The organism is Pseudomonas sp. PK-RTE-24, from assembly GCF_054052265.1.
On sequence record NZ_CM133224.1, the window covers coordinates 4,485,776 to 4,498,133 of the forward strand.

General features: G+C 58.5%; 12 protein-coding genes. 10 read left to right on the forward strand and 2 right to left on the reverse strand.

The genetic code is table 11. The features are described from left to right. Positions 1-10: 10 nt before the first annotated feature. Entirely contained in the window at positions 11-439 is a 429-nt protein-coding gene (locus ACV8MC_RS20115; protein WP_457263187.1) for a DUF1294 domain-containing protein, read from the reverse strand. Next, positions 436-1,266, reverse strand: coding sequence for an undecaprenyl-diphosphate phosphatase (locus ACV8MC_RS20120; RefSeq protein WP_016774688.1), 831 nt, complete (start codon positions 1,264-1,266; stop codon positions 436-438). Before ACV8MC_RS20120 ends, ACV8MC_RS20115 begins: the two co-directional genes overlap by 4 nt. A gap of 304 nt (positions 1,267-1,570) precedes the next feature. Here ACV8MC_RS20120 and ACV8MC_RS20125 point away from each other — a divergent pair, with 304 nt between their 5' ends. The 10 genes from ACV8MC_RS20125 (at position 1,571) to ACV8MC_RS20170 (ending at position 12,316) form a co-directional block, all read left to right on the forward strand. Then, positions 1,571-3,205, forward strand: coding sequence for a methyl-accepting chemotaxis protein (locus tag ACV8MC_RS20125; RefSeq protein ID WP_095179989.1), 1,635 nt, complete (start codon positions 1,571-1,573; stop codon positions 3,203-3,205). Between the two features lie 230 nt (positions 3,206-3,435). Then, the gene (gene pnuC, locus ACV8MC_RS20130; RefSeq protein ID WP_457263190.1) at positions 3,436-3,999 is read left to right on the forward strand and encodes a nicotinamide riboside transporter PnuC; all 564 of its coding nucleotides are present in this window, start codon (positions 3,436-3,438) and stop codon (positions 3,997-3,999) included. Next, positions 3,996-4,520, forward strand: coding sequence for an AAA family ATPase (locus ACV8MC_RS20135; protein WP_457263191.1), 525 nt, complete (start codon positions 3,996-3,998; stop codon positions 4,518-4,520). Before pnuC ends, ACV8MC_RS20135 begins: the two co-directional genes overlap by 4 nt. A gap of 331 nt (positions 4,521-4,851) precedes the next feature. Next, positions 4,852-5,301: a hypothetical protein gene (locus tag ACV8MC_RS20140; RefSeq protein WP_457263193.1), complete on the forward strand. Its 450-nt coding sequence runs from the start codon at positions 4,852-4,854 to the stop codon at positions 5,299-5,301. Between the two features lies 1 nt (position 5,302). Then, positions 5,303-5,875, forward strand: coding sequence for a hypothetical protein (locus ACV8MC_RS20145; protein WP_041479691.1), 573 nt, complete (start codon positions 5,303-5,305; stop codon positions 5,873-5,875). Between the two features lie 73 nt (positions 5,876-5,948). Then, entirely contained in the window at positions 5,949-6,941 is a 993-nt protein-coding gene (locus ACV8MC_RS20150; protein ID WP_056785920.1) for a hypothetical protein, read from the forward strand. A 64-nt stretch (positions 6,942-7,005) separates the two neighbouring features. Next, positions 7,006-7,686, forward strand: a complete 681-nt coding sequence (locus ACV8MC_RS20155; protein ID WP_073474518.1) for a C39 family peptidase — start codon at positions 7,006-7,008, stop codon at positions 7,684-7,686. A gap of 43 nt (positions 7,687-7,729) precedes the next feature. Continuing rightward, positions 7,730-8,476 carry a hypothetical protein gene (locus tag ACV8MC_RS20160; RefSeq protein WP_217848650.1) on the forward strand — a complete coding sequence of 249 codons (747 nt, stop codon included), beginning with the start codon at positions 7,730-7,732 and terminating at the stop codon, positions 8,474-8,476. A 45-nt stretch (positions 8,477-8,521) separates the two neighbouring features. Further along, complete coding sequence (locus tag ACV8MC_RS20165) at positions 8,522-9,838, forward strand: hypothetical protein (protein ID WP_041479694.1); 1,317 nt, start codon at positions 8,522-8,524, stop codon at positions 9,836-9,838. Positions 9,839-10,063: 225 nt separating this feature from the next. Beyond that, positions 10,064-12,316: a hypothetical protein gene (locus tag ACV8MC_RS20170; RefSeq protein ID WP_457263196.1), complete on the forward strand. Its 2,253-nt coding sequence runs from the start codon at positions 10,064-10,066 to the stop codon at positions 12,314-12,316. Positions 12,317-12,358: the final 42 nt, after the last annotated feature.

The window sequence follows — 12,358 nt, forward strand, 5'->3', positions numbered from 1 at the left end:
AGTGTGTTCTTTAGATCAAAGACAACAGGTTGGAACCGAGGAAAATCTGGTCAATCCAGAACACCTGATGCAGCAACACGATCGCCCAGAACAGAATCTGAAACGACACCTTGCGCGTTTTGTGCCGAAACACCTGCTGCGCAATCAACGCTCCCGGCCAGCCGCCCGCCAGTTCGACCGCATGCAGGATATTTTCCGGGGTGCGCCAGGCATCGGCGCGGGCTTTGCGTTTGTCGGCCCAGTACAGAAAGAACGCCAGCACACTGACAATCCCGTACGCCGCCAACGGCACCCGCGAGATGCCGCTGAACCACATCGACAGCGAGCCGAACAGCGGCAGCGCGCAGACGATCAGCAGCACCCCAAGCTTCAACTTCAGATGCTGAAGGCGCCCGCCTGAAGGTCGTCCCTCAGGGCGGCGCGAGCGCGAATCATTCATGCCTTGGCCGCCGACCAGTCCACCCAGCCGAACTGCCAGGTGGCCAGAATGAACAGGCCGAACGCAATCCGGTACCAGGCAAAGGCTGCGTAGCTGTGGCTGCCAATGAACTTGAGCAGGCCGCGCACAGCGATCATGGCGAAGATGAACGCCGTGACAAAACCAATGGCGAACACCGGGAAATCCGCCGGCACGAACAGGTCGCGATATTTGTAACCGGAATACACCGCCGCACCGACCATGGTTGGCATGGCGAGGAAGAACGAGAACTCGGTGGCCGTCTTGCGCGAAAGGCCGAACAGCAGGCCGCCAATGATCGTCGAGCCGGAACGCGAGGTTCCGGGAATCATCGCCAGGCATTGCGCGAAGCCGATTTTCAGCGCGTCGGTCCAGCGAATCTCGTCGACGGTTTCGGCGTGGACTTCATGCTGGCGCTGTTCGGCCCACAACATGATGATCCCGCCGATGACCAGCGCTGCCGCCACGGTGATCGGGTTGAACAGATATTCGTGGATCAGATCGGCAAAAATCACGCCGAGCACTACGGCCGGCAGGAAGGCGATCAGCAGGTTGGCGGTGAAACGCCGTGCGCTCGGCTGGGTCGGCAGGCCGATCACCACGTCGAGGATCTTGCGGCGAAATTCCCAGACCACCGCGAGGATCGCGCCGAGCTGAATGATGATGTTGAACGCCATGGCCCGCTCGCCGCCGAAGTTCAGCAAGTCGGCGACGATGATCTGGTGTCCGGTACTCGAAATGGGCAAAAACTCCGTCAGCCCTTCTACAACTCCTAGAATCAGTGCCTGCAAGGCGGTCCAAAGATCCATCAATCCCCCAAAGAGCGATGCACGCGGGCATGCCCCGATAGTATTTTTTCGTTCACTGCGTCCAGCGTAGCCGGTAAAAGCTGTAGCGATTGCGCGCGCACAGGATCCACACGAAACGGTAAAAATTCCGTGAAATATCAAAACCGGATTCAGGTTTTCGCGCGCGGGGCCGAAATCCTAACAGACAAGCCTTAATAGCGCTCCCCGCGTTAGGCGGCTCAAGTCGCGCAATCGCGAGCCCACAGCGGTGGCTGGATGCTGGCGATCGTTTATTACAAGAACAAGAACCCGGAGTGACAGCGTTATGAACAGCTTGCGCAGTGTGTCGATCAGCCGACGCTTGTGGCTCATTTTGATCGTGGCGGTGGTCATGTTGCTGACCTTGGGCGTGTTGATGCTCAAGCAGATCCATGACGACCTCTACCACGCCAAGGCGCAGAAAACCCAGCACGTGGTGCAGACCGCCAGTGGCCTGCTCACCTATTACCAAGGTCTTGAGACCGCTGGCACCCTGACCAGGGACGCGGCGCAAAAGCAGGCGCTGACCGCGATCCGTGGCCTGCGCTACGACCAGAGCGACTACTTCTGGATCAACGACCTCACGCCCGTGATGGTCATGCACCCGACCAACCCCAAACTTGAAGGCCAGAACCTCTCGGCGATCCGCGACCCGGACGGCTTTGCCGTGTTCAACGAAATGGTCGCCATCGCCAAGGCCAAAGGCGCGGGCATGGTCAATTATCGCTGGCCGAAGCCGGGAGCGACTGATCCCGTTGCCAAGACTTCTTATGTGAAGCTGTTTGAGCCGTGGGGCTGGGTGATCGGCTCCGGCGTGTACGTCGACGATGTGCAAGCCGAATTCCAAGGGCAGATGATCAAGGCGTCGGCCATCGGTCTGGCGATTGCGCTGATCATGGCGCTGCTGGTGATTCTGATCGCACGCAGCATCGTCCGTCCATTGCAGGAAACCGTGAATGCGATGGCCAACATCGCCAGTGGCGAAAGCGACCTGACCCGCAGCCTCGATACCCATGGCAAGGATGAAGTCACCGAACTGGCCCATCATTTCAATGCATTCACGGCCAAGCTGCGCCGAGTGATTGGTGATCTGCAGGTCTCGGCCAGCGCTTTGGGCCAGTCTTCCAGCGAGCTGGGTAACGATGCCTCGCAGGCGCAGCAGCGCAGCCAGCAGCAGTCGCAGCAGATGGAACTGGTGGCCACAGCGATCAACGAAGTCACCTACGGCGTGCAGGACGTGGCGAAAAACGCCGAACACGCCGCCGCAGAAATGCGCGATGCCGAAGCGCAGGCGCAACAGGGGCAGATCAATATTGACGGCAGCCTGCAACAGATCGACAAGCTCTCGGGCACGATCGATCAGGCGGTGGAAGTAATCCGCACCCTGGCGGCGGAGAGTACGCAGATTGGCAGCGTGCTGGAGGTGATTCGTTCGATTGCCGAACAGACCAACCTGCTGGCCTTGAACGCGGCGATTGAAGCGGCGCGCGCGGGAGAACAGGGTCGCGGGTTCGCCGTAGTCGCCGATGAGGTGCGCTTGCTGGCCCAGCGTACGCAGAAATCGACGGCGGAGATTCAGTCGATGATCGAGCGTTTGCAGAATCATTCGGAGGCTGCGGTGAAGGTGATCGGCGACAGCAGCAAGGCCTCGCAATTGACCATCGAACAGGCGGGACTGGCCGGGGCGAGCCTTAATGCGATTGGCCAGGCATTACGTAATCTCAACGGTCTCAATGCGTCGATTGCCAGCGCTACGCTGCAACAGGCGCAAGTGGTTGAGGACATCAACCAGAACGTCACCCAGGCGGCCGGGCTTTCCCATAGCACCGCGTTGGCGGCTGAGCAGTCCAGTGCAGCCAGCCTGCGGCTTGGGCAACTGAGCGAACAGCTCAACGGGTTGCTGCGCCAGTTCCGGGTCTGACCGGTCACCGAGGTGAGCCCACCCCTCACCCCAGCCCTCTCCCCGAGGAGAGGGAGCAGATCACTGCGCTTTTCATGATCTGCGTTCGACGCGATATTCCAGGTCGGCGTACCACGACCAAACAACGCGGTCAGTTCCCTCTCCCTCCGGGAGAGGGTTAGGGTGAGGGGCTTTTGACCTGACTAATGCAGTACAATCCGCCCCCTTCTCAACTCCCCCAAGGATCACTCATGTCCGGGCTTGAACTGTTTGCCGCTGCCCTCGGTGTCATCGCCGTGTGGCTGACGGTCAAGCAGAATCCGTGGTGCTGGCCGATCGGGCTGGTCATGGTGTTGCTCTACAGCTGGATCTTCTTTGAGGTGAAGCTGTATTCGGACATGTTGCTGCAAGTGATCTACGCCGCGCTGCAGATCTACGGCTGGTGGCAGTGGACCCGCGCCGGGACGATGCATGACGGTCGACAGGTTACCCGCCTCGATGCACGCTCGATGGTGCTCGGCCTCGGCGTTGGGGCGATCGGCAGCCTGTCGCTGGGCGCGGCGATGGCGCACTGGACCGACGCCGCACAGCCGTGGCTCGATGCCGCGCTCACCGGTTTCAGTCTGGTCGCGCAACTGTGGATGGCGCAAAAACGTCTGCAATGCTGGGCGCTGTGGTTCGTCCTCGATGTGATCTTTGTCGGCCTGTTCATCTACAAAGGCCTGTACCTGACCGCCGCCCTGTACGCGCTGTTTACCCTGCTCGCCGTGCAAGGCTGGCGGGAATGGCGTGCCGATCCGGCGTTGCGCGCATGAAAGTCGTTGTTCTCACCGGCCCGGAATCCACCGGCAAGAGTTGGCTGGCGGCAGGGTTGGAGCAGCGTTTCGGCGGCGTGCGCGTTGATGAATATGTTCGTCGGTTCATCGAAGACAACCCACGCGACACTTGCCTTGCGGATATCCCTGATATCGCCCGGGGCCAGTTGCAATGGGAAGATCAGGCGCGCGCGAAACAGCCCCCACTGCTGATTCTCGACACCCACCTGCTCAGCAACATCCTCTGGAGCCAGACTTTGTTTGGCGACTGCCCGGCCTGGCTGGAAACCGAGTTACTGGCGCGCCATTACGACCTGCACCTGCTGTTATCACCGCAGCAAGTCGACTGGACCGAAGACGGCCAGCGCTGCCAACCGGATCTTGCGGATCGCTTGGCGTTCTACGAAGCCACCCGCGTTTGGCTGATCCAGAACCAACAGCCGTTGCAAGTGATCAAAGGCAATTGGGCCGAACGCCAGACACAAGCCTTTGCGGCGGTCGAGCGTTTGCTGTCCAGATAAGCCGCCCGGCGGCTTTTAACGCAAAACTGTCCGTTTTTGAAACACTCACGACCGCGCAAAGGCCCCGCCCAAGCGTCATTCACCATTGCGTCCCGTGATCTGTTACGCCGGTGAAACACCTCGGCGCAAACCCTTGTTCCAGAGCTTTCCGGCGCCCATTGCCCCGTAAGCGATCCGCCCTGTGTCTCAGCGCTGAAACAGTGCCCGCAACAGGGAATTTCCCAAAGCATGTAAGCCGTTGAAATAAAAAGATAATTCAAAACCGGCACAGCTTTCGCTCTCTCCTTCACAACGCTGAATAACCCAGCCCACTGAAGAAGGAATTGCAGCCGTGGGGAAATTCAATAAAGGCCTGACCTGCCTCCTGCTGATCGGATCAGCCGCCAGCGCTTTGATCAGCGTCAGCGCCCAGGCTGAAGGCAACGGCGTGATCGTCCTTAACCGCGACGTTCAACCCGTCGCGATTGGGCGCAATGGCGGCAAAGACCCCTATCCGACCACGGTCAACGCCAACCCTTCGGCGCGGATCAACCAGACCCTCAGCAGTACCGAACTCACTGACGGTGATTTCGCCAGTGTCGCCAGCGGCTCATCGATTCGCGGCAACATGACCACGCCCAGTTCCAACCTGCCCGGCATGAACACCCTGACCAATCAGAACGGCCTGCCCGGCATGCGTACTGGCAGCGGCGGTGGTTCTGGCGCCTCGATCTCCAACACGGTCAACCGGGCGATGAGTACCGGGCTGGCGCCTCTGACTCGCATGGCCGGAGGCCAATGACATGAATCGCACCCTGCTGCTTCTTGCCCTGCTCGGCTGCACCAGCGCCATGGCCGATTCGGCTTCAGTCAACAAGGCAAACATTCAGGATTCCGGCGCTCAGTATCGCGGCAACTTCAATGTCAACCAGGCTGCCGGTGACCAGATGCAACAAGCCAACACCAAGGCGATTGCCATCGGCACCGAAGCCCATGCCACCACCAGCGTCAGGCAAACCATCGACACGCCCGCCAGCCGCGCCATCGACGCGAGCGCCAACATCGGCGGCAACTCTTTCAGCAATGGCAACGGCATCCTCGGTGTGAACCAGGGCGCCGGTGCCAACAACCAAATGGCCAACGTCACGCGCGTCAGCATCAGTGCCGGCCCGCAGAGCGTTGACGACAGCGCCCTTTCACAACAGAACGTGGCGTTTTTACCGAGCTCAGGAGCAACTGGTACCTCAATCGGCAGTCGCCAGGTCACGACAAGTGATCAGGCCTTCACCGGCAGCCGCGGGGTAATCCAGGTGAACCAGAGTGCCGGGGTGGGGAACCGCATGGCTAACACCCTGAGCATCCGGGTCGCAGACTGACCCAAATAAAAAGCAGTGCAATTAGAAAAGTCCCAACACTTAACCAACTAATAAGCACGACGGAGAAACAACCATGAAACCTACAATGGCTCTCAAACCACTGGTTTTCGCACTCGCAGCAGTGATGGCAATGGCAGCACAGGCTGGCGGCCGTGGTGACAACAACGGTCATGGTAACGGGCACGGCAACGGTCACGGCCAGCCACAAGGTCCGAATCTTGAACAACTGCTGCAGATCACCGCAGGCGCCGGCGCCGCTGTACTCGACGCACAAAACAGCGACGGCAACGTGGTGAAAAACCAGGGCACCCTGAACAACGCCAATGCCAGCGACTCGCTCAACGGCTCCAACGGCAACATGGGTGCCAACGTGGCGGGCGGCGACGGCAACCAGCAGGACAACGCTGCTGCACTGGCCACCGCTGACGAAAGCTTCATCTTCGGCAATGCTGTTGCCGCCTCGAGCGCGACTCAGGTGAACAACAACAACTACGTGAAAAACTCTTCCACCTTCAACAACGCCAACCTCACCAATACTGGCAACAACGGTTCCGGCAACATCGGCATCAACGTGACCGCCGGCAACTTCAACCAACAGAAAAACAACCTCGCCATCGCCGTTTCCGGTGGTCGTGTAGCGCAGGCTGCCGCCTCTGCCAACCAGTCCTCGACTGGCCTGGTCGTGGAAAACAAAGGCGTGCAGGCTTACAAAACCGACACCCTTACCGGTACTTATGCAGCCGCTGGCGTGTTCAAAGCCAAAGGCACTGCGACCATCGAAGACGACAACGACCATGGTGGTTGGGGTAACCGTGGCGGCGGCCATGGCGGCAACGATGATCAGAAAGCCAAGTTCGAAGCCGTGGGTACTTTTGGCCTCGCTGGCGTCACCACCCAACAAGTGTTGACCAAAGATGGCTGGAAAACTCCTGTCGTCAACAACGCCAACATGACCAACTCGATGAACAACTTCTCCGGCAACGGCGGAGCCAACGTCTCGGCGGGTGTGGGCAACCAACAAAGCAACTCGCTGTCCATCGCCGCAGGTTGCAAAGCCTGCATGTAATCGCGATCGAAACGAAAGCCCCGGCAACGGGGCTTTTCCTCGGTTCCACAAGGCGTATTCGATCATGCGGACTCCTGCCCTCCTCGCTCTGCTTTGTCTGTGCGGCCTGACTCAGGCGGCCCAGATGCCCATCGCTGCCCTGCCGGGTGGCGTGCTGGTCTACAAGGACGTGCAAAGCATTCGTGAGCGCAAGTTTGCCGACATCGTCGAACAGAAAACCGATTTCAGCTGCGGCGCTGCTGCACTGGCAACGGTCCTGCGCCAGGCCTATTGGCTCGACGTCGATGAGGAGCACATCATCAAAGGCATGCTGGTCAACGCTGACCAGGACCTGGTGCGAACCCAGGGTTTCTCCATGCTCGACATGAAGCGCTACGTAGAAAGCATCGGCATGCGCGCCCGTGGCTACCGGATCCCGCCCGAGAAACTCGAAGCGGTGACCATTCCGGTGGTGGTTCTGATGGACATTCGTGGTTACAAGCATTTCGTCGTCCTGCAGCGTTCGGACAAGGATTGGGTCTACATCGGTGACCCGGTTCTCGGCCACAAGCGCTACAAGCACGACGACTTTGTCAAAGGTTGGAACGGGATTGTCTTTGCCATCGTCGGCCCCGGCTACGACAAGGCCAACGCCTTGCGCAGCCCTCCCGTGCCGCTGACGGCGAAGAACTCGCTGGACAGTTTCAACCCCGTCAAAGATGCGGAATTGATGGATTTCGGGTTCATTCAGAGCGACTTCTTTTAATCGCCGAGTTAGAGAATGGGACTGGATGTCCCGGGAGCAGCAGATGAAAAGCTCATACTGGCTGGCCGCCGCCTGCCTGGCAGCGAGTGCGTCAGGTTTAGCCCATGCCGGATTCAAACCCATCGAAATCAAGGACCAGGAGCTCGCCGAGCTGCGCGGTCGTTACGTCATGCCGGGGCGGATCATCAGCTTCGGCATTGTCATGAGCAGCACCTGGCGCAACGCCAGCGGCGACTTGATCGGGGCCGCGACCTCGATGCAGATCCAGGCCGCAACCGTCAAACCGGAATTCTACGTCTCGACCATCAAGGAGTCGGGCAACGGCAGCGCCCTCACCGCAGGCACCGGCAGCGTAATCGGTGGCGCCGGCCTCAACAGCAGCCAGGGTGTGACGCAAAGCGTACGCGCCGCCGGCGATGGCAACACCGCCAACAACAACGTCGCGATCAACGTCAGCGAAGCCAGTCAGGCGCCGGCACTGATGCCGTCGCAAGGCCAGGCCCTTATCGCCGGACAAACCATTACTGGCAGCAACGGCGCCGGCAGTGTCGCGGTTTCAGCCAATGGCGGTGGCGTGCAAATGGCCATTCAGGCCAGCGGCAATCAAGGCACCGCGCTGCAACAGGTCGCCCAGGGCGGGCTGCTGCAGAACACCCGTTTGCTGGGCAGCGCCAACGTGGTCAACAACCTTACGCAACTCAACGTCGTACTTAACAATAACGGCAGAAGCGCCGGTGCACTGGATTGCAACCTGACCCAACTCGGGGCCCTACGCAATATCGGATATTGAACTACGCTGAGTCTCGATCATTGGGCTTAAAGGGACGGCTTATTCATGTATCGATCAGTATCACTGCGTGCCGCAGTGTGTTTGAGTACCCTTCTCCCGGCGGCAATGCTGCAAGCAGCACCCGACGCCGATGTAGAAGCCCTGAAACGGGAACTTCTGGAACTGAGACAACGATACGAACAACAACAACAAGCGCTGGCGGTACTTGAACAACGGGTCCGCCAAGTAGAAGAAACACCCGCGGCCCCACCGCCAAAACGGCTGGCCAAATCGCCGTCCGACATGAAAGGCAATCGCGTCGCCGCCGGAGCCGCCACAGGCACCGGTGCGGCCGCTGCATCGGGAGGCGCCGCCGGGGGCAGCGGCGCTTCCTACGGTCAATCGCTGGCCGATGATTCACAACCGGCGCAGAGCGTTTCCAACCTGTATGACGAAGCCAGCGGTTTCTTTGGCGGCGGCAAGTTCAGCGTGGAAACCGGCCTGACCTATTCGCGCTACGACACCCGCCAGTTGATCCTCAACGGGTTCCTTGCGCTGGATTCGATCTTTTTGGGCAACATCAACCTCGACCGGATCAAGGCCGACACCTGGACCCTGGACCTCACCGGCCGCTACAACTTCGATAACCGCTGGCAGTTCGACCTGAACGTGCCGGTGATCTATCGCGAGTCGACGTATCAATCCGGCGGCGGCAACGAGGGTGCGGCTGGCGTAACAACAGAAGAAACCGTCACCAAGGATCCAACCATCGGCGACGTCAACTTCGGTATCGCCTACAAGTTCCTCGACGAATCGGTCAACACCCCGGACGCCGTCGTCACCTTGCGCGTCAAGGCGCCGACCGGCAAAGACCCGTTCGGCATCAAACTGCGCCAGACCGACGCCAACTCCAACCTGTTCGTCCCCGACACCCTGCCCACCGGCAACGGCGTCTGGTCCATTACGCCGGGTATCTCGCTGGTCAAGACGTTTGACCCGGCGGTGCTGTTCGGCAGCCTTTCCTACACCCACAACCTCGAGGAGTCGTTCGACGACATCAGCTCTACGGTCAATCAGAAAAACCCGGGCAAGGTTAAGATTGGCGATAGCTTCCAGATCGGCGCCGGTATCGCCTTCGCGCTCAACGAGAAGATGAGTATGTCGTTCTCGGTCTCCGACCTGGTGCAACGCAAAAGCAAGCTGAAACAGGACGGCGGCGATTGGGAATCGGTAGTGTCCAGTGATGCCAACGCCGGTTACTTCAACGTCGGCATGACCATCGCAGCCACCGACAACCTGACGATCGTGCCGAACTTGTCGATCGGCATGACCGATGATGCGCCGGACTTTTCGTTCAGCCTGAAATTCCCGTATTACTTCTAAAAGCAAAAGATCGCAGCCTTCGGCAGTCCCTACATTGTTCCGTGTAGGCGCTGCCGAAGGCTGCGATCCTTTGATCTGTCGGCTTTTCGCTGCTGGTGCAACTCGCGACCACTTATCGGAAATATGTCCGCACCTGTCAGATCTGACAGGTGCGCCCTACCGCTGAATCCGCTTACATGACTCCAGCGCCTCGCACCTTGCAACAGGCCGTAATGGAGCATCGACATGAACCAGACGCCGGATGAAAACCGCATTCTCGCTCTGAATCCACCCTTTGTTTTGAAACAGGCCGTTTTGAAGGATGGGGGCTACGACGGTGGCATTTCGCTCGAGACCGTCGAAAATGATTTGCTGATCATCGTAGATCCGTGGGTAGGGATGGCGATGTATGACAACTGCAAAATGTATTTTGATGGCGTCGAGGTTGGGACAATTCCGGTCGATGGAAGCAACTTGAATAAGCGGCTCGAATTCAAAGTCCCCAAGGGTCAAGTCACCAATGGCGAAGCACTGATCGTTTACACCGTACAGCGCTTGGGTCAGGACCCGGTCAGCTCCGAGCCGGTACGGCGTGTGTGGGTCCAACTCACACAACCAGGTGGCACCGATAGCGACAGCGAAGAAGGCAACTCCGGCCTGATCTATACGCTTAGCCCGGATCCGTCCAATGGCGTGAATGAGGATTTGGCCCGGCGGGGAATCCGCATGAACATCGTACCCTATGAGAACATCGCCATCTTCGACACCATTCGGTGCCGTTGGGGTGATCAGGTGGTGACGTACTACCCGGTCACCAGAGAGCAGATCGACGATCCGGTCAACCATCCGATCTTCGCCACCTTCACCGAGGACGTCATCAGGGCGCAAGGCAACGGCAACAATATCGAAGTGAGCTATCAGGTCGTCGACCGGGTGGGTAATCTGCCGGATCCGAAGGCGCGGTGGGCGAAAATCACTTACGTCTCGGTGGATCTGAACAATCGCTTGCCGGCGCCGACGATCTGGGTCAACGGCCAGAACGTCACCACCATCGACCTGAAGGTACTGGGCACGAGCGACGCCGCCGCCCGGGTTTACTTCACAGGCGCCGACTACCAGGCTGGTGACAAGGTCGTCCTGACCTGGGCCGGTACGACGTCTGGAGGACAGCCCGTGATCGTCGGCCCGCTGGAAAAAACTGTCGACAGCGTGCCCGGCCATCACGACTTCCCGATCCCGAACGACAAGATCACAGCGATCGTCAACGGTTCGGCCAAGGTCGGCTTTCAGCTGCTGCGCGCCGGCGCACCTGCGCGCCCGTCCAGTGACATTGTGATTGCGGTCACCGGCGAAGTCAGTCAGTTGAAACCGCCAACGGTTGTGCAGGCGCCCGATTACAGGCTGAACCCGAATCTGCATCAAAGCGGATTTACCGTGGTGTTTGACACTTCGACGTTTGGCGCCAATCACGAAGTGCAACTGGAAATCGCCGGCAGACCCGGCGCCGGCTCAGTGCCTCCCCAGCACAAGCCGGTGGCGGGACAGTCGAAAGTGCAATTCGATATCGATTCTTCTATCACCGGGGCAAATCTGCAGCGCAGTGTGGAATTGAAATACAACTTGATCGTCAATGGCCAGCCGACGCCTGTGCAGAGCGTGACGTTGGTGATTGGCGAGTTGCTGCAATCGAGCATGCCGATGCCGAAACTTGAGGGTTTTGATGGTGAGGTGCTGGATGTTGGAATGCTCAACGATGACACGAAGGTTTTGTGTGAGGCTTGGCCATTTCAGCAGGCGGGATTACCGATCTGGTTAAGGTATGTGGAGACGTTCACGAGTGGTGGAGAGCGCGTCAAGGAGCAGTTTGTCGGGGCGGCGCATGATCAGGGAGGGGGGCTTGATTATTTGGCTGAGGTGGAGTGGTTGCGCGGGTGTAAGGCTGATTCGAAGTTGGCTGTTGTATTGAAGGTGGGATTGCATTCGGGGGCGGTTGAGGGTGAGGCGGTGGCGTGTCGGGTGAGGAATTATGGGGTCAAGGCTGGGTTGGATGATTTGACTACGTTTGAGGGGTATGACTGGAATCATTGGGTAAACAAGGGGAGTAAAAGCATCTATCACTCCAAGATTTCTTATTCTTCGGATGAATACTATTTGGAGTCTCTACCAAGTTCAACTCCGCACGATACAACTTTGTTGATCTGTAAGTCTTTTCAAGGTATTGAGGCAGGAGACTTCTTCGAGTTCAGCTTTGAATATAGAAGCTTAGGCATTACAAAATTTTCATTTGAACAAAACTATAAGTTCGAACTCCTTCCGAATGGAGTTCCATCTCAATTATGGCAGAAAAAAAGCGTGACATTTAATGTTGCAGAATATCCAACGCCGAGCACGCTAGTGCTGGTATTCACCGCAGGATCTATCCCGCAGCCAACCCACCTTAGGAAGGTTAGATTAAGAGCGATGTACAACTTAACTTCTATGTCAGCCGCAAAAAAATAACGTTACCAGGCCAAACTTTCTTCCGAAAGCATTGGCAATTAC

What these genes read in the sequence shown, in the direction of transcription:
- ACV8MC_RS20115 (WP_457263187.1), bottom strand. Translation starts at nt 439, where the DNA reads ATGAATGATTCGCGCTCGCGCCGCCCTGAGGGACGACCTTCAGGCGGG.
- ACV8MC_RS20145 (WP_041479691.1), top strand. Translation starts at nt 5,303, where the DNA reads ATGAATCGCACCCTGCTGCTTCTTGCCCTGCTCGGCTGCACCAGCGCC.
- ACV8MC_RS20155 (WP_073474518.1), top strand. Translation starts at nt 7,006, where the DNA reads ATGCGGACTCCTGCCCTCCTCGCTCTGCTTTGTCTGTGCGGCCTGACT.
- ACV8MC_RS20120 (WP_016774688.1), bottom strand. Translation starts at nt 1,266, where the DNA reads ATGGATCTTTGGACCGCCTTGCAGGCACTGATTCTAGGAGTTGTAGAA.
- ACV8MC_RS20165 (WP_041479694.1), top strand. Translation starts at nt 8,522, where the DNA reads ATGTATCGATCAGTATCACTGCGTGCCGCAGTGTGTTTGAGTACCCTT.
- ACV8MC_RS20170 (WP_457263196.1), top strand. Translation starts at nt 10,064, where the DNA reads ATGAACCAGACGCCGGATGAAAACCGCATTCTCGCTCTGAATCCACCC.
- ACV8MC_RS20150 (WP_056785920.1), top strand. Translation starts at nt 5,949, where the DNA reads ATGAAACCTACAATGGCTCTCAAACCACTGGTTTTCGCACTCGCAGCA.
- ACV8MC_RS20135 (WP_457263191.1), top strand. Translation starts at nt 3,996, where the DNA reads ATGAAAGTCGTTGTTCTCACCGGCCCGGAATCCACCGGCAAGAGTTGG.
- ACV8MC_RS20160 (WP_217848650.1), top strand. Translation starts at nt 7,730, where the DNA reads ATGAAAAGCTCATACTGGCTGGCCGCCGCCTGCCTGGCAGCGAGTGCG.
- ACV8MC_RS20125 (WP_095179989.1), top strand. Translation starts at nt 1,571, where the DNA reads ATGAACAGCTTGCGCAGTGTGTCGATCAGCCGACGCTTGTGGCTCATT.
- pnuC (WP_457263190.1), top strand. Translation starts at nt 3,436, where the DNA reads ATGTCCGGGCTTGAACTGTTTGCCGCTGCCCTCGGTGTCATCGCCGTG.